Source organism: Roseivirga sp. YIW32 (genome assembly GCF_057219245.1).
This window is the reverse complement of sequence record NZ_JBXVVG010000001.1, coordinates 1,673,216-1,699,108: the sequence shown is the minus strand read 5'-3', so window position 1 is coordinate 1,699,108 and position 25,893 is coordinate 1,673,216. Positions and strand designations below refer to the sequence as shown.

The window sequence follows — 25,893 nt, the reverse complement described above, 5'->3', positions numbered from 1 at the left end:
GAAAAGAACTTAACGCATAAAAATGAAAACGAATAGCATCATCACCCTACTACTGCTCGCGGTCTTGACGATGGCCTGCGGTGAAGCAACAGAAGGCTTGGAAGCAAAGAAGGCTGCTTTGACTGAAGCCAAGGCAGAGTTAAAAGCCATTGAAACGAAGATCTCGACACTTGAATCGGAGATCAAAGCCGAAGATCCAGATTTTGGGAAAGCCTCGGTGAAGAAAACCTTGGTCACTGTAGTTCCCGCACAAAAGCGTGATTTTCAACACAAGATCGAAGTAAGAGGAAATGTTGAGTCAAGAACAAATGTCAACATTAGCGCTGAAATGATGGGCCAATTGGTTGAGCTCAAGGTGAAAGAAGGTCAAAAGGTGAACGCCGGACAATTGATCGCAGCGATCGACTCTGAGAATCTTGTGAAGACCATTGATGAAGTGGAGTCGCAATTAGAGTTCGCCACCACGATCTTTGAAAAGAGAGCGCGTCTTTGGGAGAAGAACATTGGCACAGAGATCGAATACCTGCAGGCCAAGAATAACAAAGAATCTTTAGAGAATCAGTTGCAAACGCTGCTGACTCAATTGGATAAAACAACCATAGAAGCTCCTTTTTCAGGCATCATTGAAAGTGTACCCGTTAAGAACGGAGAGATCATTCAACCGGGTCAACCGGTCGCTTTCCTGGTGAGCAATAACAACATGTACATTGCTGCGGCTGTCTCTGAGCGTTACATTGGTAGTTTCAAAGTGGGCGATAAGGTAGAAGTGAGTTTGCCTGCTGTGAACGAAACGTTTCAATCAACGATCAGTGCGGTAGGGAATGTGATCAATCCAGCCAGTAGAACGTTCACTGTAGAGGTGGAGATACCAGGTGGAAAGGACTATTTGAAAACGAACCTGATCGCGGTGCTTAAAATGACAGACTATCATTCTGCCGAAGCAGTAGTGATCCCGTCACGCATCATCCAAGAAGATTTTCAAGGCAATTTCGTGTACCTAATGGACAAGGATAAAGCCCGAAAGGTGCATGTAGAGCTTGGTCTCTCTTACGACAACCACACCGAAGTAGTGGCTGGCTTGAATGGCGGCGAACCGGTGATCGACAAAGGCAACAGGTCTGTTGCCGATGGGACGGTGATCGATCTTCAACAATAAGCGAATTAGACTATGTCAGAAAATAACCAACAACAGCAAGTAGATAAAGAGTTTGGATTAACCTCCTTCTCCCTGCGCAATAAGATCACGGTCTATGTACTGACCTTTATTATTGTTGCTGCCGGAGTCTACTCGTACATCACACTTCCAAAAGAGAATTTTCCGGAGGTAGAGCAACCCACGGTCTACGTCAGTACCGTTCACCCGGGTAACTCTCCTGAAGACATGGAGAGTCTGATCACCAGGGAACTGGAAAAAGAGATCAACACCATCGAAGGGGTGGACAATATTCAATCGACCTCCGTGCAAGATTTCTCGGCCATTGTGATCGAGTTTCAAGTAGGGGTTGACGTTGACGAGGCTGTGATCGACGTGAAAGATGCAGTCGATCGAGCAAAGTCAGAACTTCCTAGCGACCTGAAAAGTGATCCTGAAGTGATCAAATTTAGTTTTTCGGAGAACTTTCCCATCCTCAACATTAACCTAACGGACCCAACAAAGTCCTTGGATGAGTTGAATGACATCGCGGAATACTTGGAAGACGAGATCGAAAAGTTTTCAGAGATCTCGAAAGTCAACATTGTAGGTGTCGACGAAAAAGAGGTAGAGATCAAAGTAGATCCCTTCAAATTGGAAGCCCGAAAGGTGACCTTTACCGATATCGAAAATGCCATTTCTGCCGAAAATGTCACGCTCTCCGGTGGTAATGTGATCGCTGATGGCTTACGCCGAAATGTCCGTGTCATCGGTGAGTTCGACGATCCAAGACAATTACTCGACATCATCATCAGCAACGAAAACAACAACATCGTGTACCTGAGGGATGTCGCCACGGTTGAATTCGGCTACAAAGACAAACAGAACTACGCACGACTAGACCTTGATCCTGTGGTGAAGGTGGACGTGATGAAGCGAAGTGGAGAAAACCTGTTGATCGCAACTGATAAGATCATGGGACTGATCGCTACCGCTCAGGCAGAAGGACAAATACCCGAAAGCACCAAGGTGACCATTACGAATGATCAGTCAAAAGATACGCGGGAGCAAGTAAGCTCTTTGGGGAATAACATCATTTTTGGTGTGATCCTAGTGGTTACCGTACTGCTCTTCTTCTTAGGAACAAGAAACTCCTTGTTCGTGGGTATGGCGATTCCGCTTTCCATGTTCATGGCATTGATGATCTTAGGCTTGGCTGGAATTACCATCAATACCATGACCCTTTTTGGGTTGATCATGGCCCTCGGTATGTTGGTTGATAATGGGATCGTGGTAGTGGAGAACGTTTACCGTTTGATGGAAGAAGGACTGAGCCCCATGCTGGCCACCCGTAGAGGTGTTGGTGAAGTGGCACTTCCTATCATCTCCTCAACTGCAACTACTTTGGCGGCCTTTATTCCGCTAGCCTTTTGGCCGGGTATCATCGGTGAATTCATGTTGTATTTACCGCTCACTTTGATCATTACACTAGGTTCGTCTTTATTCGTGGCCTTGGTCATCAACCCGGTTTTCATCTCGAGCTTTATGCGTTTGGATGGCAAAAGAGACTACAATCATAAGAAGATCATCATTCGCTCGTCCATCGCCATTGTAGCGGGGCTTGTGTTTGCCTTTGTATTGAATGTGACACCGCTAGGCAATCTTTTGATGCTTATTGGTGTGGTCACCCTACTTAATGTGTACGTTCTCGGTCCCTTGTCAAGTAGGTTTCAGGCCGGCTTTTTACCTCGATTGGAAGGGGTTTATGAGCGCGTGCTAAGAAGTGCGGTGAGAAGACCCGGTACGTGGTTAGCAGGAGCCTTCGGTCTCTTGATCATCTCCTTGGGGATCTTTGCTGCAAAAACACCACAGGTCATTTTCTTCCCTGAAAATGAACCGAAATATGTCAATGTTTTTGTGGAGTTTCCTGTTGGAACCGATATCGAAGCGACCAATGACTTTGCCATGGAGATCGAGCGTCAGGTGATTGAAATTGTCAAACCCTACGATCGCATTGTGGAATCGGTCACCACCAATGTGTCTCAAGGTGCTTCGGATCCTAATGATCCATCAGCAGTAGGGCAATCGGAAGAGCCACATAAAGCGAGGATCACGGTGAACTTCATCGAAAGTAAACTGAGAGGCGAATTGAATACCATGGATGTGATGGAAGACATTCGTGCGCAAGTTAAGCTCGAGCCCGGTGTTACCATGTTCGTGGATAAGGATGCCGCAGGACCACCGACCGGTAAACCGATCAACCTGGAAATTGCCGGTGAAGATCTTGAAACATTGATCCGAATCACTGAACGAGTGCAGCAAGAAATACAGGCTTCTGGCATTAAAGGGATTGAGCAATTGAAGAGTTCTCTAGAGCTGGGTAAACCGGAGCTTGTGGTTGACATCGATCGTGATAATGCGAGGAGGTTCGGACTTTCTACTTATTCTGTCGCAAACGAGATCAGAACAGCGCTTTTTGGAAAGGAAGTCTCCAAGTATAAGGAAGGGGAAGACTCTTACGAGATCAATGTTCGACTGAATCAGGACTATCGCTATGATGTGGATGCTCTGATGAATAAGAACATCACCTTTAGAGATCAGAGCTCCGGTAAATTGGTGCAAGTACCCATTTCGTCAGTCGCCAATGTCCGCTACAGTTCGACCTATGGTTCCATTAAGCGAAAAGACTTGGACAGAGTAGTAACGTTAAGCTCCAATGTGCTGGGCGGTTATAACCCAACAGAGATCAACGACCAATTGAAGGTCTTGATGGCAGATTTCGATATGCCGGCAGGTTATTCCTATGCCTTTACTGGAGAGCAGGAAGAACAAGCCGAAAACATGGCCTTTTTAGCCAAAGCCTTGTTGATCGCCGTGTTTACCATCTTCTTGATCATCGTGTCGCAGTTCAATAAGATCACGGCACCTTTCATCATCATGGTATCCGTCTTGCTCAGTACCATCGGTGTATTCCTCGGATTGGTCATCTTCGATATGAAATTCGTGGTGATCATGACCATGGTAGGCATTATTGCTCTGGCAGGGGTGGTGGTGAATAACGCCATTGTACTGATCGACTTCATTGAATTGACAAGAAAAAGAAGAAGGAACGAATTAGGACTTGGTGAAGACGACCGATTGCCGATGAGTGATGTGATCGAATCGATCGTGACCGCAGGGAAGACCAGGTTACGTCCCGTCTTGTTAACGGCCATCACAACCATCTTGGGTTTGGTGCCTTTGGCGGTAGGCCTGAATATTGACTTTATCGGCACTTTTACGTCATACAGTACAGATTTTTATGTAGGAGGTGATAACGTGGTCTTCTGGGGTCCTATGTCTTGGACGATTATTTTCGGATTGACATTCGCAACTTTCTTTACCCTAGTGATCGTACCGACCATGTACTTGATCGCGGATAAGATCATGTACCGTATTGATAAATTTAGAGGTCGAATTACTGTGATCGACATGACCGATCATTCAGGTGAGACTAAAGAAGTTTTGGCATGATGCTTGTACACTATTACCTGTGGTGATTAGTGGTTCTCATCCTTGAGAGCCACCCATAGTTAAGGTTGATTTGGTGGCTCCCGGGGTGGTACCCGGGAGCTCTTTTTTTAACGAAATGGAACCAATAGTCCAGATTAGAGTTAGCTAGATAATGCAATTCCCATTCCTTGCCTTTTTGATTTTATTGACCGTTATGGCCTGGCTGGATATTTACAGCTTTCAAGCCACAAAGGTGCTCCTCAAGAACTATAATGTCCGATACTATCGAGGGGTTAGGGCTGCTTTTTGGATTCAGGCCTTGGCGCTTATGGGAACCACGGTTTACCTAGGGACTGCTCAACGAGGCACCACCTTGTTCATGTTTTTGCTGGTGATCGTATTCATGGCCTACCTAGGCAAGTTATTGGCTGTATTGTTTGTCTTCATCGACGACCTCAGAAGGGTGGTCAAGTACTTTTTTGAAGGTAGAAAGCGACGGCATGAACGACGAATTGCGCAGGGACAAAAAATCTCGCGATCAAAATTTTTGGCCAAATCGGCTGTAGCCGTTTCCATGTTACCCGTGGTCACGATGAGTTTCGGTATAGTGAAAGGAGCTTATGACTACCGGTTGAGACGAAGAAAAGTCTACCTACCGAACCTACCGTCTGCATTTGATGGCATGAAGATCGGGCAGCTATCCGATATCCACAGTGGAAGCTTTTTCGATAAAACCGCCGTGCAAGGAGGAATAGATATGTTGATGGCTGAGCAGCCGGATGTGATCTTCTTCACGGGCGATCTGGTGAACAACCAGACCAAAGAGGTGAACGATTACATAGACCTCTTTTCAAAGCTAAAAGCCGATCTTGGGGTGTATTCTACCTTGGGCAACCACGATTACGGCGACTACATGGCCTGGAGTTCCATGGCGGCGAAACGCCAAAACCTGGAAGACATGGTCAAGGTGCACGAGCGTATGGGCTGGCGGCTGATGATGAATGAAAATCAGTCGCTGCGTATTGGAACCGATCAAGTTTCGGTCATCGGCATTGAGAACTGGGGAGCAGGGCGTTTTGCGAAATATGGCGATTTGGCCAAAGCCGCCAATAATGCGGAGGGTGATGTCAAACTATTGCTTTCTCATGATCCAAGTCATTGGGATGCGCAGGTGAGACCGCAGTACCCTGATATTGACCTGATGTTTGCCGGACATACGCATGGCATGCAGCTGGGTGTCGAGATTGGGGATTGGCGCTGGAGCCCTTCAAAATACATTTACAAGCAGTGGGCAGACCTCTACACAGAAGACAAGCAGCATTTGTATGTGAACAGAGGGTTTGGCTTTTTGGGATTTCCCGGTCGAATCGGCATCCTTCCGGAAATCACCATACTTGAATTGAAAAAGGCCTGATCAAGGGACGTTTTTGCCCTCTTTTCTAGTGGCTTTTGGCTTCTTTTTACAAGTTCCTTTCGTAACTTCCTCGGCCAAAATCAAATCCACTATGAAACGTCAGCTCATTTTCATTTTAAGCTTTATTGCAACAGCTCTTTTTGCTCAGGAAACCCCACAATGGATTCGCTATCAATCCATCTCGCCCGATGGCAGCACCATTGCCTTCACTTACAAAGGCGACCTCTATACGGTGCCGAGTGCAGGAGGTGATGCCAAGCAGATCACTTTCCATAAGGCCCATGATTACATGCCCGTATGGAGTAAGGATGGTCAGCACCTGGCCTTCGCCTCTGATCGATACGGCAACTTTGATGTCTTTGTCATGAAGGCAGCGGGTGGTCCAGCGACACGCCTCACTTTCCATTCGAACGACGAGTCACCGTTTAGTTTTTCTCATGACGACAGCGCCGTGATCTTCGGAGCGCAGCGCATGGACACCAAAGAACATCGCCAGTATCCAACAGGTTCGCAGCCGGAACTCTACAGTGTACCCGTTGGTGGTGGTCGCGTAGACCAGCTCTTTACCATTCCGGCAGAGTATGTGCAGGTTAGTCAAGACGGCAGCAAAATGCTCTACCACGACAAAAAGGGTGGTGAGAATGAGTGGAGAAAGCATCACACATCGGCCATTACCAGAGACATTTGGATGTACGACGCATCTTGTGATGAGCACACCATGGTGATCACCCGAGCAGGAGAAGATCGTCAGCCGATTTTCACTGCAGATGAATCAGGATTCTATTACTTGAGTGAAGAAAGCGGCACCTTCAATGTGCACAAAACTAGCTTTGCGAACCCTGCTCAAAGCCAGCAGTTGACTTCCTTCGAGCTTCATCCCGTCCGATTCTTAAGCATGGGGAATGGCACCTTGTGCTTTGGTTACGATGGGGAACTCTACACGATGAGAGAAGGACAGCAACCACGAAAGGTGGCAGTCAACATCACCCGACAAGACATTGACAATAACGACAGCTTCATCACCATTAATGGGGGAGTAAGAGAAATGGCGATTTCACCTAATGGAAAAGAGATCGCTTTCATTGCCAGAGGCGAAGTATTCGTGACCTCTGTTGATGGGGCCATGACCAAAAGAATTACAGAAACAGCCGAGCAGGAACGTTTTGTGACGTTTACAGCCGATGGTAAAGCAGTAGTTTACGCTTCAGAGCGTGATGGCAAATGGAGCATTTTTAAAGCGACACGTGAACGCGAAGCACAAGAGCCATTCTTTTTTGCTTCGACCTTGATCAAGGAAGAGCCGATGATCAGCAATGCAGTGGATAATTACCTGCCAGAGTTTTCACCTGATGGCAAAAAGGTTGCCTACGTGGCCAATCGAAGGTTCATAAAAGTGCGAGACCTGGATTCCGGTAACGAGATCGACTTATTGACCGATGAGGACCTATTCCACATGCGAGACGGGGATAAGTATTTCAAGTGGAGCCCTGATTCCAAGTGGTTATTGGTTGATTGGAGCAAGAGCCTGAACAATTCCGAGGTGTTAATGATGGCAGCCGATGGCTCTCAGCGCATCAATCTTACGGAAAGTGGTTACTACGATTCATCCCCAAAATGGGTGAATGGGGGTAAGCAAATGATCTGGTTCAGCAACCGCAATGGCCTCAAGAGCTATGCCACCAGTGGCAGTTCACAACGTGACGTCTACACCATGTTCTTCACTCAAGAAGGCTGGGACGAATACCAGCTCGACAAAGAAGAATACGAGTTGATGCAGGCCATCGAGGACGAAATTGGTGAAGAGGATACCGAAGAGGCCACAGAAGAAAAAGCCAAAGGCAAAAAGAAGAAAAAGGACGACGAAGAGGCAAAAGAGCAAAAAGAAAGCAATGACCTGACCTTTGATTGGGAAGGCATGAAAGAGCGCAAGGCGAGGTTGACCATTCACTCGTCGAGCTTAGGCGATGCTGTGCTCAGCAAAGACGGCAGCAAGCTCTATTACATGGCCAGCTTTGAAGGAGGCCAGAACCTGTGGACCACAGACCTCAGAACCAAAGAGACCAAGCTGGCCATTCGGATCAATAGCTTTGGCTCACTGATGTGGGACAAGGACATGAAGAACCTTTACCTGCTCAGTGGGGGGCGGATCGCGAAGATCGACCCGGAGGCAGGAAACAGAAAACCGATCGCCATTCGCGGGGAAATGGATTACGACGCAGCGGCAGAACGTCAATACATGTTCGACCACGTCTGGATCAGAACCAAGAATATATTTTATGAGCCGACCTTCCATGGCATTGATTGGGACTTGATGCGTACTGAATACCAAAAGTATGTTCCTCATGTCTCCAATGGCTATGAGTTTGCTGAAATGATCTCGGAAATGCTGGGTGAGCTCAATGTTTCCCATGCAGGAGGTCGTTACGGCGGCAGTATCGAAAATGGGGATGCGACGGCTTCATTGGGCATCTTCTTCGACTATGCACACGAAGGCAATGGCATTAAGATCACAGAAGTGATCAAAGGCGGACCATTGGACAAAGCGAAGTTCAGTGTTGAGGCAGGCATGATCATCCAGTCGATCGACGGAGAAGCGATCACGCCAGACCGCGATGTGGCTGCTTACCTCAACCGAAAGGTCGGTGATTTCACCTTGTTGGAAATCACAGATGCCAATGGGCAAAACGCACAAATGATCACCATGCAGCCCATCTCTTTGGGAGCCTTGCGCGGACTCTTGTACGACCGCTTTGTGAAGATGAACGCCAAAGAGGTAGAAGAGAAGTCTGGAGGAAGATTGGGTTATGTGCACATTCCAGGCATGTCGGATGGGCCTTACCGTTCGATCTATGAAGAGATGATGGGCAAGTACTTTGAAAAGGAGGCCGTTATCGTGGATACCCGCTTCAATGGTGGCGGTGACCTGGTCGCTGACCTGGCCATGTTCTTTACCGGAGAACCTTTCATTACTTATGCCACGGCGGCAAAAGTGGTGGGAGGGGAGCCAACATCACGTTGGACCAAGCCAACACTCGCGATGTTCAATGAATCGAACTACAGCGACGGCCATTGCTTTGCTCAAGGCTATACCGATCTGGCGATTGGTAAAACGGTAGGCATGCCGGTTCCGGGCACCTGTTCATTTGCCGGCTGGGAAGGCCTACCCAATGGCGCCCGTTGGGGAGTGGTGCCGGTGAGTGCGAAAGACAAGGCCGGCCGTTGGATGGAAAACCTACAAACAGAGCCGACGATTCAAGTGAAAAACATGCCAGGCCTGATCGATTCTGGAAGAGATCAGCAACTTGAGCGGGCCATAGAAGAAATGTTGAATGATCTTGAGAACAACGATTAATTGGTTGTCAAAATCAATTAATTAGGGGTAAACAACAAAATAATTGTTGTATGATATTTGACTTATTTTATTGTTAAATACTTATTAGTAGGTATTATTATCAAAAAAATGAAAAAAATATTTCAGATAAATGCAATAATGAATATTATTACAGTATAGTCTCAAAGCACACACAGTACTTTTAGAAAAGACCAGCTCTGAGGCTGGTCTTTTCTCGTTTTAGAAGAATGGCTTTGGGCTAGTGTATCTATGCATTGATAGAGCAACGGATTTAGCACAACAATAAACACACATGCAATGTCCCTTCTTTTCAATCCATTTGGCTATGCGCTTATAATAACCCTGTTGGAAGGGGTTGTTCCGCTTACCTTCTCTTCCCCAATGCACTTATTGAGCGAAGAAAGGACCACGAGACGTAAAGCTTCCTGGATCAAAGAATCAACAATCTCTCACAAGAAGGATTCCACCTCGATTAAGTCCAACAAGGCTTTTACAACTTCGAGTGATATCGAGGAAAAAAAAGTCGTCATTAATGAGGTGGTTACTGACCCGCAGCAGGATTGGAGCTCGAATGATTTTAATGGTATACCAGGTACAGGCAGGGTATCCAATGTTGATGAATATGTCGAATTATATATCCAATCGGCAGGTTTAGATCTATCCAATTGGTCGATCGAGCTAAAGGATGGAACGGATTTTTCTGGAGATCTGACCTCCTCAGGGGCATTTGACAGATCCATTTACAACTCTGTAAAAGGAGGTACATTCAACAATACAGCGGTTGGAGACTTTCTGCTCTTGGCTAACCCAGATGGCGCTAATGCCATGAATAATGACGTTCATATTATTTTGAAGGATGCCAATGGTGTAGTGGTTGATGAGGTCAAATTGGGTGGGAAGGAAGGCGAGGCCCCAGATGGTAATGCATCAAACGCTTCGAATGAAGCCGTTTTTAGAAGCCCTAATGGAAGTGATTCCGGTAATGACCTCGAAGATTTTGTAAAAGGCCCGGCTACTTTGTCTCAAGTGAACCCGGATCTGAAGGAACCGGCTTTTGAAAATGGGAGCCCTGTACTTTCAACTGTTGGGCAATCAAAGATTACCTTACATGTAGACTTGGATGAGGCCGGAACAGTCTATTTTATTGTAACTGACACGGAAGAAGCAAAACCTTCACCAATTCAGATCAAAGAAGGCAAAAGGAACAATAATACGGTACCCATAAAAGTTGGCAGCAAAGAATTAGCCTCTGGCGACTATTCTCACGATTTGTTGATCGAGGGACTCAATCCGTCTACCACCTATGACGTTTATGCCGTAGCTGAAGATAATGCCAGTAATCTTCAACAGGTGCCGACAAAGCTTACTTTTCAGACTCAAGGACTGCCCGAATTAGTAGTTGGCAAGTCGAGCGGATTTGGTGATGAAAGTGTTGCCTCTGCATCCGTTCAACTAGTATTGTCTGAAGAAGCTAAAGAAGAAGTCAAGGTAGACTATATCATCACAGGAACAGCCAATGGTGAAGGTATAGATCATAGCCTGACGAATGGCACATTTCGTATTCCTGCAGGTGAGCAGACAGCGACGCTTACTCTTTCAGGCATTATTGATGATCAGGTGTATGAAGAGGACGAAACAATTATCGTGACCTTTTCAAATCCGATCCATGCCGTTCTAGGACAGCAAAATGTCTTCACTTATACCATTAACGACAACGACGAGGTGCTGCCTAGTCTGTCCTTCAGGAAGACGGCCGGAAGTGGGTCTGAAAAGGAGTCAGCAATTGAACTGATACTAGAACTGAGTCAATCAACCGATCAAGAAGTACAAGTCGATTATATCATTACCGGAAGAGCGAGTGGTGAAGGTATAGATCATAGCCTGACGAACGGCACACTTCGTATTCCTGCAGGTGAGCAGACAGCGACACTCACTCTTTCCGGTATTGTTGATGATCAGGTGGATGAAGAGGACGAAACAATTATCGTGACCTTAACAAACCCGATCCATGCCGTTCTAGGACAGCAAAATGTCTTCACTTATTCTATTACCGACAATGACGAGGTGCTGCCTAGTCTTTTCTTCAGGGAGACGGCCGGAAGTGGGTCCGAAAACGAGCCAACAATTGAACTGATACTAGAACTGAGTCAATCGACCGATCAAGAAGTACAAGTCGATTATATCATTACCGGAACAGCGAGTGGTGAAGGTATAGATCATGGCATGACGAATGGTACGCTCCGTATCCCTGCAGGTGAGCAGACAGCGACGCTCACCCTTTCTGGCATTATTGATGACCAGGTGGATGAAGAGGACGAAACAATTATCGTAACCTTATCAAACCCGATCCATGCGGTTCTCGGGGAGCAAACTGCTTACACTTTTATCATTCAAGACAATGACCCTTTTCCTAGAATTTCTTTTGACCAAAAGGCAAGTAGTGGTTTGGAAGACCTCAACTCGGTAAGCATTCCTGTTACCCTTAACAGCGCATCGCAAAAGGAGATATCAGTTAAATACTTCTTGACTGGAACTGCTGATGGGTCAGATTATGATAAGGGAACTGGTACTTTGCGATTTTATCCGGGTGAAACAAGGAAGAGTTTCTCAGTCAATGGAATCATTGATGATAATATGATCGAGGCTAATGAAACGGTCATCGTCATGCTGTACGGTCCAACCAATGGTCTGTTGGACAAGGACTCAGTCTTTACCTACACGATACTCAACAATGATACAGCTAAGATCAGCATTGAAAACAGCAGTGGTGTTGAAGATGCAGGGTTGATCGAAGTAGAGTTAAGGCTAGACAAAAAAGTAGACGGAGGTTTTACCGTCTTTCTAAAGACTGCTAATGGTACAGCAAGTAGTTTAAAAGAACCCGACTACATACCCATAGAAAAACAACCGATACGCTTTGAGGGAATTCCTGGTGAGATTCAAACGCTTCGTCTTTCTCCTTTGGCTGACAATAAACTGGAGACCGATGAAACACTCATTGTAGAGATTATTGAAGTGGCTCCGAATCTTGCTGAGCAAGAGGCTTTCGATATCACAGACCAAGCCCTAGTAACAATTTTAAATGATGATAAAGCCGAACTAACGATTTCAAATAAAAACGCGAAAGAGAATCAGGGAGAAGTAATCGTTGATGTGTTTCTGAACAATGCCGTTGAAGGTGGCTTCAAGGTTAAGGTTTCAAGTAAAGATTCTACGGCGAAAGCGACCGATGATTTTGTTCCGATTGTGGAGTATCCGTTAATCTTTACAGGAGTGGCTGGTGAAGTACAATCCTTTCCGATTAAGCTCATCGATGATCTGTCAGAGGAGCCTCATGAATCATTTAATCTTTTTATCGCCGATCTGAGTGAGACGACGCTTGCTATTGAAACGTCAGCTGAAGCCAGTATCACGATACGCGATGATGATGACAACACACCTCCATCGGGATATTTGGTAATATTGAGTGATACTTTGATTGGAAAAGAAGAGCTAATTGAGGCATCTTTTTCCTTTCAAAATGCCGAAGAAGGCAGTACCTATCAGTATGCAATTAGTTCGTCCGGTGGCTCAACGACGATTTCTTATTCGGGAAAGATCATAACGGCTACGGACACCGTTCCCCTGCCTGGGCTGTCATTGCTTCCTGATGGACAAATCACTCTATCGGTAATGCTCAAGGATTCGCTTGGCAACGTTGGGATACCGATTGAAAGAAATGCGGTAAAAGATACAATGGCTCCAGCGACACCGGCAATCACTAGTGTTTCAGCGGATACCGGACTGAGTGGAACAGATAAAGTGACCAACGACACTTCATTGGTCATTTTGGGAAAAGCGGAAAAAGAGGTACTTGTGGAGGTGTTTTTGGATGATGTCTCCATAGGAATCACGCCTGCAGACTCCAGTGGTGAGTTCAGATTCGATTACACTGAGCGTGAGTTATCAGACGGGTCATACGTTGTGCGTGCGAAAGCAACGGATTCTGCAGGAAATTCAGGCGAAATGAGTAGAGGTGTACGCATTATAATTGATACGCAAGAACCGGCATACCCTCTGTTAAGTTCAGTGACTACTGATTCTGGAAATCTTCAGACAGGATCAGTCACGAACGATCAAACGTTGAGGATCACAGGTACATCAGAAGCTAATTGTCAAATTCATGTCTTCCTTGAAGAAAGAACCCTAGGAAGTACGCAGTCAAATGCAATGGGGGAATGGTCGTTTGATTATACAGAAACTTCACTTGAAGAAGGTTTTTATTCCTTTACGGCCGCGGCAACTGATCAGGCAGGTAACACCAGCACAAAAAGTCCAGCCTTTAACCTAACCATCGATGTTTCTCAACCTTTGCCGCCAACAATTGTATTGGAAGAGGCCAGTGATTGGGGGCAATCAAGTACGGACAGGTTGACTAGCAATAAAAAACCGACTGTTTCAGGAGCAGCAGAGCCTTACAGTATTGTTGGACTACGCATTAATGAACGTTTGATTGATTCAATCCACCTCACAATGGATGGGCAATGGAGGCATGAAGTGTCTGCTCCTCTTGAAATCGGGATCAATGTCTTTTCGGCTTACGCCATGGATCAAGCAGGAAACACAAGTTTGCCTACTGAATACAGCGTATGGCTAGATACCGCTCTTTCAACACCTGTCTTGTATCCTCAACCACATGCTGCGCGCCTACTTCCCGGCATAAGTCTCCAAATGGTGTTCCCGGAAAAAGTGATCAAAGGCAAAGGGAATATTCTTCTAAAAAAATCATCTAATGACGAAATTATTGAGGTCATGGACGTGTCTAGTACGAATGTAGCTATTCAAGATTCCGTTGTGATAATCACACCTTCGGAAGATACTTTCGTTCTGGGCGAGTCATATTATGCCCTTATTGAGTCGGGTGTTTTTGAGGACATGGCTGGAAATGAATATTTGGGTGTTCAGAAGAAAGAAGAGTGGGCTTTCACAATTATTTCTCCACCAATTGTATCAAGCGTTAGCCATCCCATGGATTCTATCGTTGGGATTGACGCTATTCTCAAATTTCGTCTTGAATTCGATCGGGAAGTATCAATCCAAGGGTCACCCACCTTCAACGTGAAGATCGGTGATACTGAAAGAGCAGCCGGACTCATTTCGGAGGTTAAAAACCAGCCGCATGCTGAATTCGGTCTAGTTGTTCAAGAAGGTGATTATGATGAAGACGGTTGGGAAATAGCCCATCAAATTTCCCTGAATGATGGCCATATCAAAGGCCAACACGGGATTGACGCGAATTTGACCTTACCTAGCCAGCCAAAAACGATCAGGTTGAAAATTGATGGCAAACGACCGAAACCCACACTTTCATCTGAAGTAGATACACTCATTAATTCGGCTTTCACTATAAAAGTGGCTTTTGATGAAGTTGTACATGGATTAAGCGTGGAAGACCTAGATGTTAAAAATGGAGTTGTCAAAAAATTAGAGAAGCGCACCGAATCTTTTGAATGGCTTGCCACCATTCTACCCTTAGCTGATGGCTATTGCACGGTCTCTCTTCCTGAGGGCGCTGTCTATGATTTAGCTGAAAATAGTAGTCTGGCCTCAGTCGATTCAATTCAAACTCGAATCGATCTAACGCCCCCGAGAGTACTTGCTATTGAGAGACTAAAGACAAATCCTTTGCACACTACTGACAGAGAAGCAAGCTTTGTGATCATCTTTTCTGAGGAAATAACAGGAGTTGACTTGCTAGACTTTCGTTTGAATACAACAGGTACCGCTACAGGGCAATTGAATGAAGTGATTCAAATCGATGAAACGACATATCAGGTTGACTTGCATAGAATTTCAGGACAAGGGATAATTGGTATTGCTTTATCGAGGAGCCAAAATATTACCGATATGGCATCCAACCGATTGATAGCTGATGTAACCGGAGAGAGATATGTCATGAATTGGATACCGATGGCCATTGAATTGTCTAATTCAGAGATAAAGGAAAACAACCAAAAAGGGGAGCTAATAGGGCTGCTGTCGACCGTTGACTTTGACGAAGGTGATGAGCATACTTATTCTTTGGTCGATGGGGCAGGAGGACAAGATAATCAACGCTTTAGCATCCAAGGTCAGAGGCTGCTGGCCCAAGAATCTTTTGATTTCGAAACCAATAGAAGTCATAGCCTGCGAATCAGAGTAGAAGACGGAAAAGGAGGCATCAAAGAAAAGGTCTTTAAGATCAATGTGTTGAATCAGGCAGAGGCTTCTATTTTTATTTCTGGCGAGGGAGATTTTGGTGAGGTTGTTTTAGGCGCTATTTCGACAAATATTTGGACAGTAACGAACAACGGAGAGCTCCCCGTCGAAGTCAGGTTTGCTCGGTCCACGCCATCATTCTCAATTTCCCCCAATACGCTAAAGATACCCATAGGCCAAAGTATTCAGGTGACTGCTGCGTTTAGGCCGGACCGTGCGGGAGAGTACAATGGACTAATAAATCTTAGCTATGAAGGAGGAGTGGCATCAGAAGTCGTTCGAGGAACCGGAGTATTAGTCACTGAGATTGCTGAGTCACTTGGTGATGGTGAGGTCTTGGTTTACCCAAACCCTGTCAATGCCTCCTTAATAATTGATCTTAGCCGACTTATTTCACTTCCTGTTAAACTTGAATTGTACGACCTAACAGGCCAACTTCTCTTGACCCAATCTAGCAGAGACAGGAGTAGCTTACAAATCGACCTATCGACCTATAAAAAAGGATGGTACCTTCTTCGCATTCATCATGAACTCGGAGTTATCGAACGAAGAGTCCTGGTGAAGCGATAGTCCTCCTTTTGCGCAACTCGATTCGTCTGGTAGGTACATGAATTGGAACGAGTAGCTTCTGGGCTAAAGTGCACGAGCAGAGTTTGATGAATCGACTGCTTTTTAATCCTCGAATTTTTCTATCTTCATTCTTGTAATAAACCTTAATGTTATGATCAAAAGAGTAATAGTAATCGTAGCCTTCTTTTTTACTGCAGGGCTAATGACCTCAAATGCACAATCCGTTGGTGAACTGGGTGTGCGCTTTGGACCCGCGACGGGTGGCGACATTTCAGTTGATGGTATCGTGGGATTGGGCGAGTTCAGCCGTATCCACGCCAACGTGTCCTTTGGAGGAAACGACGATACAGATTTCGGTATCGATGCCTTATGGGACTTCATTTATCGTCCCCTTGGTGGCGAGGCCTTCAATTGGTATGCAGGGGCAGGACCTTTCTTAGGTTTTGGCGATGATTTCCAACTCGGAGTGGCAGGTGAAATAGGCTTGCAGTACAATTTCAGCTTTCCGCTATCCCTTTCGTTGGACTGGCGTCCGGGCTTTAGACTAGTGGAAGATACAGATTTCAACGCAGGAGGCTTCGGGCTAAACCTTCGTTATGTGTTTGGTGGAGGAAACTAGCCACCCAACCTTATAAATGAATAAAAAACCTCAGCTTGCTGAGGTTTTTTTGTGTCCTTACACAAATTGGTAGGCCCAGTAGATCAAGAAAAACTGCACAGGTAGGCGACACCAAAGGGCGAACTTGTACCATTTCCTACGGCCTTTGTAAGAGGTAAGCATGTAGATGTTGGCCGGAAAAACACCGATAAGCGTTGCAATTAGGCCCCAGGCACCAATGCTCTGTGTCGCGGGGAACATCACCAACAGACCAAAAAGCAATTCAAAGACCCCACTCAAATAGACCAAGGTCAACGGGTAGGGAAGAAAAGGCGGCATGATCTTAAGGTAAACCTTCGGTTTGATAAAGTGCATGACGCCAGCAAACACGTACATGCCACCCATGATGTATTGTTCTATTTCCATTACTTCAGCACCTCCTGCAAGCTACCTCTTCTTTTGATCAGTTCGGGAATGTCCTCTACCGCGGGGTTGATGGCAATGATCTCACCTTCCGGGGTCAGGAGATAATAGAAAGGAAGAAAGACAACACCTAGTTCTTGAAGAAAAGGATTGTCGAATTCATCTTCGGTCCAGGCTTGTTTCCATGGCAACTCATTTTGCGCTAAGTAATTGATCGGTCGCTCTTTGGTTTTATCGATGGAGAGCCCGAGAATCTCTAATTGACCGTCTAGTTCTTCGTATATAGGCTTTAACTTATCAAATGCTTGAAGACATGGCGTACACCATGTGGCCCATACGTCTATCAATAGATACTGGTTAGGAAAGCTTTCTTTAGTGTAGACCTCCCCATTGAGCCCGATGAAAGTGAAATCGGGAAAAGAATCTCCGGGATTGATTCTTTCTTGTCTATCTAAGGCTACTTTGAGTGATTGAAAATCAGAGGGATGCATTAACGTGGTATCGATCTGACCCAGAAGCTCCTCGGCTTGCTGTATCGTGATAAAGTCACTTGTGATCACCTCTGAGATCAACTCTAGGATAAAATCATTGCGAGGATGAATGGCTGTAATGGAGTCCATGTATAAAAACATGGCATTACTTCTCAATTGCTCTTCGTCTTCCATAATGGCACCCAATCCTTCCATGACCTGATCAGGTAGTTCATTGGCAGCGCTATAGACTCTTTCTAAAGTGATAAAGGGTTCCTGAAAGGTCACCTGTACATTGATGCTGTCGTTGTCCAAATAGAAAGGAGCTGTGTAGGGGCCATTGGCCTGATTCGTTATGGTGGCCTGCACCACTCGATCCGTATTGCCCTCAAAATAGAAACGTCCTTCGTTTACTTTTGTGCTGTCTACAAAATCACCATATCTCAAAAAGACATATTGATCATAGTTTTCAATGGTGCCATAGATCTCATAGGAAGGTCCTTTTTCACAAGAGGCAAAGAAGAACAGAACCAGAAGCGTTAGTATGTGTTGTTTTTGCATGATTTATTTAATTATTCAGGTTCAGCTGGTTTTCTGAACCTGAATATAAGGATTGGACTTTAAAATATGATTAAATCTCTTGTAAGTTGAATGGTAATTTGCGAATACGTTGGCCATTGAGGTCTGCAACAGCATTCAACAAAGCAGCGCCAATGGGAGGTAGACCGGGTTCTCCAACACCTCCTGGGGCTTCGTCACTCTCGATCAGATGTACCTCTATGGAATGAGGCGCTTCATTCATCCTTAGCATTCGATAGGTATCGAAATTGGCTTGTTCAGCGACTCCGTCTTTAAAGGTGATCGGGTCTTTTAGCGCAGCCGTTAGTCCAAAGACTACATTGCCCTCGGTCTGTGCCTTTACCTGATCAGGGTTCACATAAATCCCACAGTCGACCACCGAGACCACCCGAGGTATGCTGACTTTCCCATTCTCTTTCTTCAAGAATAAGGCATGAGCGACAATGCTGCCAAAGCTTTCAACTATGGCAACGCCTTTGCCTTCGTTCGAGGCAAGCGGTTTATTCCAATTCGCCTCCCGTTCAAGCCGATCAAGCACTTGAACAAAGCGGGGTTCCTTGGCCAGGTATTTTTTCCTGAAGGCGAGTGGATCTTCTTTTGAAGCAATTGCCATTTCGTCGATAAAGGCCTCATATGCCACACCATTCGTTGAGGCAAATACGGAGCGCCACCAGTGGATGGGTATTTGAGATCTGTATTCATTGAATCGCACCGAAAGGTGCTCAAAGTCGTAATGGGTGTTGATCGATTCCATCACTTCAAAAGGGATACGCCCTCCAGAATCTCTTCCTTGGGTAGTAATTGCCTGACTCACCATTTTGGTCTGCATGGCTTTGGGCGTATTGCCGTCGATGCCGGCTGTAAATTTATGCACCGTTCCCTGCCGAAAAGGTCCTTGCGTGGTGTCGTCTTCACGGGTCCAAAGCAGTTTTACCGGTTTTCTCAAGGCTTTAGAGACCTGATAACACTCCTCAAAGGCATCATTCATCGACCTTCTGCCAAACCCACCCCCCATAAAGGGCATATGGATCTTGATCTTCTCTTCTGCTTCCTCGTCAGGGATACCCAAATCTCTGGCAATTTGGCGATGCAACTGTGGACTTTGACTAGAGGCCCAAACTTCAACACTGTTGTCTTCTCTCACATGTACCGTACAATTCATGGGTTCCATACACGAGTGGGCCAGGTAGGGCAACTCATAGGTTGCCTCAAGTACAGTTTCACTGTTATAGACCGAATTATTGAAATCGCCTTTTTCAAAGTGTTTGAGCCCCTCTTCTTGAGCTAAGGCTTTCATATCATCAAAAAGGACTTTGGTCGACACCTTGCTAAATTCAGTGTTGTTCCATTGCGGATTGAGTCGACTTCTTCCTTCTAGTGCAGCGAAATAGGAGTCCGCAATCACGGCAATGCCCGTATTTTCTTTGCCATAGACCGTTCGTTTGATCTCCATGACCTCAACTACACCATTAACCTTTTTAGCGGCTTCAGCATCATAAGATACCAGCGATCCTTGTAGGGTAGGGCAATGGGCTACGGTCGCATAGAGTAATCCCTCCACTTGTGCGTCAATTCCGTAGTCGGCTTTTCCATTCACTTTATTCCCCAAGTCAGGACGTTCGGTTGCTTTTCCAATGATGGTAAAGTCGGCTTTCTTTTTTAAAGGGACATTGTCGCGCAGCTCAAGTTGTGCAGCAGCCTTTACTAAATTACCATATCCGATAGCCTCTTTGGTGTTTCGATTGATCACTTGAGCTTCATGGGCATAGCATTCTTCTGGCGCTACTTGCCACTGTGCTGCGGCAGCTCTTATCAACAGGTCTTTGGTAGCGGCACCTAGTTGCCTCATGGGCATAAACTGTGTACGCATGCTGCGACTTCCTCCGATCGATTGTCTACCATATTTACGGGAGGCACTGGATTTCACGATCTTGACCTGGTTCATGCTTACTTCCAGCTCTTCCGCAATTACTGCGGGAAGACCTTGAAAGATGCCTTGACCCAATTCAGGAATATGGGCCATCATGGTGATGGTTCCGTCTTCTGCTATGGTCACAAATGGATTCAGTGGAGTTCCTTCAATAAAATCTTCCGGCATCAGCCGCTTGAGTTTGGATGGCGTATCCCCTAAAGAGAAGCTGTCAAATCCAACTGCTAGAAATGCACCAGTCAGCCCCGTTACACGGATGAAATTTCTTCGATTGAGTTTATTTGTTTCCATTGGTCATTTCGTTTGAGGCTAAGTGAATCGCTTGTCGAATTCGGGTGTAAGTGCCACATCGGCAGATATTGCCCGACATGGCGCCATCGATGGCATCTTCTGAGGGCTTTGGGTTGCGCTTCAATAGGGCCGCTGCCGACATGATCTGTCCGCTCTGGCAATAACCACATTGAGGTGCCTGCACCTCTAGCCATGCCTTTTGCACCGGATGAGAGTTGTCCTCAGACAAGCCTTCAATGGTTGTAATATCTTGATCACTAACTGCAGAAATGGGTAAGCTGCATGATCTTACCGCATTTCCGTTGAGGTGAACGGTACAAGCACCACATTGAGCGATGCCGCATCCATATTTAGTTCCGGTAAGGCCAACCTGATCTCTAATAACCCAGAGTAGTGGGGTTTGTGGGTCGGCGTCAACCTCGTACTTTTTGTTATTGATTTTCAGTTGAAAAGATGCCATCGTTTTTCATTTAACACATCAAGATAAGATAAATTAAAGACCTTTTGAATTTGCGAATTGTTTGAATAAAAAAAGCCCGTCCTTATGTGAGGACAGGCTTTTATGCTTGGAGTGTAATCCTTTATTTTTTCTCAATAGCTTCCGCTTCCCATTTGTTATTTTCTCTGTTGATATCGGCTATTCTACCGGAGGGGTCGATCTCGATAGAGGCAACATCTGCAATTGGACGATCGATGTTGAATTCATAAGTTGGATGCGTCCATGGCCAGTCAGGGTGTACCACTCGTGGGTCATCCGTTTCTGCAGGTTTTTCGCCTCGCATCATACGAAGCGCCATGTAGTGGACTTCCTTAGTACCATCCTTGTAGGTCACCACAACGTCAACAGGCATCGGCATTTGCTTTACTTTTTCGAGGGTAACCTTTGTTTCGTTTCCTTCACCTCGTACTTTTTTTACGCCGTAGTCGGTTTGTTTGGTGGTGTAAACGAAGTATTCGTTGTACCAGTCAAGTTCCAGTCCTGATACCTTCTCAAACACACGTAGTACGTCATTCGGATTTGGGTGTTTGAATTTCCAGGTCTCAAAATACTCTAGCAGGCCTTGGTCCCTAGCCTCTTCGCCGATGACATAGCCCAGTTGACTCATCCAAACGGCTCCTTTGCCATAAGCAGCCGAACTGTAGGCTCCATTGAGGTCATAATGATCGGAATGTGTGCTCATGGGTTCTTCTCGACCACTTTCGGCAATTCTTAAGTAGCTTCCTTGACCCGCTCGTGTGCCTAAATTGTTCAATCCAGAATTGACCGGTGCTTCCGGATTGAATAAGTGTGTCATGATCCTTCCTGAAGCATAGGAGGTAAAACCTTCGTCCATCCATGGATGTAGTGCTTCATTGCTTCCGAGCACTCCATGGTACCAATCGTGCATAAACTCATGAACGGTTACTCCGATCAGGCTGCGTAAACTGCTACGTTGGCCGGTGATCAAGGTAGACATCGGGTATTCCATTCCTCCGTCGCCCCCTTGTATAACAGAAAACTGCTCGTATGGGTACTCTCCAAAGGTGGCATTCGCAAACTCGAAAGCTCTCTCGGTCAAAGGCATTAATTGTTTCCAGTTCTCGTCATTTTGCCCCTTTTTATGAAAGAAGTGTAAGACAGTACCATTTTCCATGGTCAGTTTGTCGTGTTGGTATTCAGGGTCGGCTGCCCACATGAAATCGTGCACATTGGGAGCAATGAAATGCCAGGTTAGCTTACCATTGCGTACTTTTTTCCTGACGGTTTGTCCTTCGTTTTCGTAACCATGACCAATTTCTAAAGGGTTTTGGAGGTAACCTGTTCCGCCAATGACATAATTCTCATCGATCGAGATCTTTACGTCAAAATCAGCCCAAACACCATAGAACTCACGGCCGATGTATTCATCGGCATGCCATCCTTGGTAATCGTATTCGGCCATTTTTGGAAACCATTGGGCCATAGAGTAACGGACACCTTCCGCATTGTCTCTACCACTTCTTCTAATTTGAACGGGTACTTGTCCGTCGAAATCCATTTCAAAGGTTACGGTTCCGCCAGGAGGAATTGCCTGAGGGAGACGCACCTCCAATACGGTGCCTTCTACTTGATAATCCACCGCTTGACCATTCATGGTGAGGCTGTTGATCTTTTGATAGCCAATTTCTGACTCTGATAATTTTGAAATCCGATCGCCCACTCGACGGTCAGGATCGGCAATGGTTCTCGACCGAACATCCATCATACTACCGGGCTGGAAAGCATTGAAGTATAAGTGGTAAAAAACTTGATCGAGCGCATCGGGAGAGTTGTTGGTATATTCAAGGGTTTGTTTACCACTGAACTGGTTCGTTTCCACGTTCATGTCAATCTCCATTGTGTAGTTGGCATATTGCTGCCATCTCTCGTCATCCGAGCGATTTGCCTTTTCCTGTGCCCAGACAAGGCCGGTACAGGAGATGATCATTAAGCTTAAAAATACTTTCCTCATGTTTTTCGGTTTTCTAATAGAGCGGAAATTATTAAACTCTCACAAGCCTAACAAGACATTCACTTCAAATGGTCGATCAAAACTTGATCATGGTCTGGAATTTTAAGTCAGTTAAGGTATTTCCGTCGATGGTGTCAACCCCCGTGCCGATGCGGTCTCGATCAAAGTAGGTGGTCCTGCTCAGCTTTAACCAGCACGTCAGGCGAGGAAAAGGACGGTATTGCAGTAGCAGGTAATTCCGTATTCCTTGGCCACTCAACCCGGGAATGGAAAAGCCGTACAGTACATCTCGCTCGTAAGCAAACTGGCGGTTGTCGCCACCTTCAGTGTGGAAGACGGAAAAGCGTGCAGAGAAACCGAAAGGACCTGAAGTAAGGTTAAGGTCTTGAAAAAAAGCCAAGCCCTTTGTTTTAATACCGTCGATGCGATAATTACTCCATTGTACTTTTGAACGCAGACTTAACTTGTTGAGGGGTTGAAAGTCAAGGTGTAAAATGTAACGTTTTGATCGACCGGGAAGTACTTTCAATTCATTCAGATGGCTAACGTTACGATCTTTTTCTTTTAGCCGGTATTGAAAATAAAATTGGGTCATGGGATTAGGTCGGTAATTCAACCGAATCAGGTAGTCATAGCCAGCTGAAGGGCTCTGGGTCCGGAAGGAAAGCCAATCCCGACGAAAACGGTCATAATAGGCGCTAAGAAAGAACTGACGATTCAGTGTGTAATGAAGTCCAAAATAGATGCCCGACTCGTTGATGTTGCGACTGCTTTCTCCAAAAGCACCACCCCGGAGGCTATGAAATGATTTGGCGTAATCGCGAAGTAATAGAACAACTTCCAAGCGCGGGTCGAGTTTACCGGATACGCCCATCAGTGCACCTAGGGAGCGGTTGGCAGACAGGGAAACCTCACCAAAAAACCGAAATTGCTTCAGTTGTTGATTACCATAAAATGAGACGTTTGTGTTTCGATCTCCCGTGAATTCAAATCGATTGATGGGGTGGGTACCTCTATTTATATCAGCCGAAAATTGACTGGTCTGAAAAGTGAAGCCGACCAGGTTCAGGTTGTTCATGCGGTATGTCACGTTGAATCCGACTAAGGCCTCATTGACTCGTCTTTTCCTCGCGATCTCATTCGCTGTCCGGTGAAGCCCTGTGCGTTGAAACGAAGAAAAAACAAGAGCGGAGTCATTGATGGCACGGAGAGAGGCATCTTGTCTAAGAGAAGAAAAAAAAGCGGTAGTTGATAATTGCTTGGACAATTCGTAAGTGGCTGCTGCGCCACGTAAAAAACCACCTTCGACCACGGAGGTGTAGGGGCGAAGCCCATTGAAGACCCGCTCAACAGCGTTGACGGTTTCAGCGCCCTTTCCTATGCCCAAACCTGAATTGAATACGAGCCCCTGCCCAAACTGCAATTGATAGTCACCGATAATCGCACGCTTCAATCTCCCTCGGTTCTCTACCATCAAGTGAGCCGACCAAAAGTCCATTCCATAAGCATAGCGAGAGCGGTCGATCACAAACGACTCGCCGGCGTCTTTTTCCGTTGTAATACCGAGGCTGTAGCTTTTGCTCATGGCATTCCGGTACCTGAAATAGACTTTGTTGGGGTCTCCTGCAAAGGATGGGTTAAGGCCCAGATAACCACGGGCGGTTTCCAACCTTCGTTCGTAGCGTGAAATGAGGTAAGCCTCTTGTTGCGAAAGAATGGAGTTGAAAAGTGTTGCAAGTCCAAGGGTTTGGTTGGTTCGGGTAGTTAAGAAAACGCTTATCTGTTGGAGTTTCGAAGGTTCTATGGGCTCCAAGTAAGCGAGTTCATAGATGGTCATCAGCTTTCCGACACTGTCGCGGTAGTGCAAAATGGATTGGATCTCATCTTCGGAAAAGGCATGCAAGGATTTGAGATCTGAATAATCGGCGGTATTCAGGTCCAAAGGGTTTTCATAGAGCAGCACGTAGCGTTCGTAGTGTTCTTCATAGTTGAAATCGGAATCTGGTAGGGCAAAAAGGGCCTCAATGGCGTTTTCAACATCCAGGCGTTGGACTTGTGCATGAGAACAAAAGAAGCTAAATGATGATATGACGAGGAGAACTAATCGTGCATGTGTCAATCCATAAATCTGTAAGCCAATCCGAAATTGTGTGTTGCGCTTATCGTTTCATTTGCCCTAAGGGCATAATCCACTGTCAATCTGGAGAAATTCACCCCAGCACCGAAAGTCATTCTGTTGGTTTCAGTAGAAAACCCTGTGCGAAGTACCAATGCATCGATTACCCGATAGCTTAAACCGAATTTTACATCCGCCGCTTCTTCTACATCTTTTTCACCTTCCAGGTACAGGTTGACCTGATTGCCTAATGTGTAGTGAGCGGATAATCGAATGATGACCGGCACTTTTTCACCAGTAGCTTCACTGATCACCGACTGAGTGAAGTTATAAATATGCATGCCAAAACGCAAGGAGGGGGTCAATTCACCAATGGCTCCCATTTCAGCCAAACCCAGGGCTCGCTTGCCAAATCCATCTATGCTGTATTGCAAATAATTGATCTTGGCCCCAAGACTTATGATGCCGATGCGTTTGGCAAATCCTGCGCTCAGCATCGTTGTATTGAAGAGTTCGTCACCAAAGCGGTACACCCCCATGCTGGTTTGGCCAATAGAAGCAGGGTAGTTCACCGCTGCGGCAACGGTATTGAAAGGAGCAAAGTCAAAAATGGTTTGATATCCAAAGACCGCATCAAACTTGTCGTGTGAAGCCAAACCAGCCGGATTGTTAAAAACAGACCAGCTGTTGCTCATGGTTGAGGAGACCCCGCCCAAGCCTAGCGAAATGGGACCCACTGGTGGTGTTCCTGCAAGCTGTGCGCATAATCCAAGGGGAAAAGCCAAGAATAGCAGAAAGTGAAACAGTCTCATCACAAA

At 45.9% G+C, this 25,893-nt stretch carries 13 protein-coding genes; 6 read left to right on the top strand and 7 right to left on the bottom strand.

The window, feature by feature from the left end; all coding sequences use genetic code 11:
- The first annotated feature begins 22 nt into the window (after positions 1-22).
- The 6 genes from AC2D6U_RS08170 to AC2D6U_RS08145 all read left to right on the top strand — a co-directional run bounded on the left by AC2D6U_RS08170 (position 23) and on the right by AC2D6U_RS08145 (position 16,816).
- Positions 23-1,156, top strand: coding sequence for an efflux RND transporter periplasmic adaptor subunit (locus tag AC2D6U_RS08170; protein ID WP_484720464.1), 1,134 nt, complete (start codon positions 23-25; stop codon positions 1,154-1,156).
- Between the two features lie 12 nt (positions 1,157-1,168).
- Positions 1,169-4,645: an efflux RND transporter permease subunit gene (locus tag AC2D6U_RS08165; protein ID WP_484720463.1), complete on the top strand. Its 3,477-nt coding sequence runs from the start codon at positions 1,169-1,171 to the stop codon at positions 4,643-4,645.
- Positions 4,646-4,796: 151 nt separating this feature from the next.
- Positions 4,797-6,038 (top strand): metallophosphoesterase, encoded by a 1,242-nt coding sequence (locus AC2D6U_RS08160; protein WP_484720462.1) that lies wholly within the window; start codon positions 4,797-4,799, stop codon positions 6,036-6,038.
- Positions 6,039-6,129: 91 nt separating this feature from the next.
- A complete protein-coding gene (locus AC2D6U_RS08155; protein WP_484720461.1) occupies positions 6,130-9,390 on the top strand; it encodes a S41 family peptidase in 3,261 nt (1,086 codons plus the stop codon).
- 297 nt (positions 9,391-9,687) lie between these two features.
- Positions 9,688-16,197, top strand: coding sequence for a Calx-beta domain-containing protein (locus tag AC2D6U_RS08150; protein WP_484720460.1), 6,510 nt, complete (start codon positions 9,688-9,690; stop codon positions 16,195-16,197).
- A 151-nt stretch (positions 16,198-16,348) separates the two neighbouring features.
- Positions 16,349-16,816: an outer membrane insertion C- signal gene (locus AC2D6U_RS08145; protein ID WP_484720459.1), complete on the top strand. Its 468-nt coding sequence runs from the start codon at positions 16,349-16,351 to the stop codon at positions 16,814-16,816.
- 57 nt (positions 16,817-16,873) lie between these two features.
- On the opposite strand, the gene AC2D6U_RS08140 is transcribed toward AC2D6U_RS08145, so the two are convergent.
- The 7 genes from AC2D6U_RS08140 to AC2D6U_RS08110 all read right to left on the bottom strand — a co-directional run bounded on the left by AC2D6U_RS08140 (position 16,874) and on the right by AC2D6U_RS08110 (position 25,887).
- Positions 16,874-17,221: a DoxX family protein gene (locus AC2D6U_RS08140; RefSeq protein WP_484720458.1), complete on the bottom strand. Its 348-nt coding sequence runs from the start codon at positions 17,219-17,221 to the stop codon at positions 16,874-16,876.
- A complete protein-coding gene (locus AC2D6U_RS08135; protein ID WP_484720457.1) occupies positions 17,221-18,249 on the bottom strand; it encodes a thioredoxin-like domain-containing protein in 1,029 nt (342 codons plus the stop codon). The genes AC2D6U_RS08140 and AC2D6U_RS08135 overlap by 1 nt, the downstream gene beginning before the upstream one ends.
- Before the next feature lie 70 nt (positions 18,250-18,319).
- On the bottom strand, positions 18,320-20,488 hold the full coding sequence (locus AC2D6U_RS08130; RefSeq protein WP_484720456.1) for a xanthine dehydrogenase family protein molybdopterin-binding subunit: 2,169 nt from the start codon (positions 20,486-20,488) through the stop codon (positions 18,320-18,322).
- Entirely contained in the window at positions 20,475-20,948 is a 474-nt protein-coding gene (locus AC2D6U_RS08125) for a (2Fe-2S)-binding protein (RefSeq protein ID WP_484720455.1), read from the bottom strand. The genes AC2D6U_RS08130 and AC2D6U_RS08125 overlap by 14 nt, the downstream gene beginning before the upstream one ends.
- A gap of 121 nt (positions 20,949-21,069) precedes the next feature.
- Positions 21,070-22,959: a M1 family metallopeptidase gene (locus AC2D6U_RS08120; protein WP_484720454.1), complete on the bottom strand. Its 1,890-nt coding sequence runs from the start codon at positions 22,957-22,959 to the stop codon at positions 21,070-21,072.
- A 76-nt stretch (positions 22,960-23,035) separates the two neighbouring features.
- The gene (locus AC2D6U_RS08115) at positions 23,036-25,078 is read right to left on the bottom strand and encodes a ComEA family DNA-binding protein (RefSeq protein WP_484720453.1); all 2,043 of its coding nucleotides are present in this window, start codon (positions 25,076-25,078) and stop codon (positions 23,036-23,038) included.
- Positions 25,075-25,887: a PorV/PorQ family protein gene (locus AC2D6U_RS08110; RefSeq protein WP_484720452.1), complete on the bottom strand. Its 813-nt coding sequence runs from the start codon at positions 25,885-25,887 to the stop codon at positions 25,075-25,077. The genes AC2D6U_RS08115 and AC2D6U_RS08110 overlap by 4 nt, the downstream gene beginning before the upstream one ends.
- Positions 25,888-25,893 lie beyond the last annotated feature (6 nt).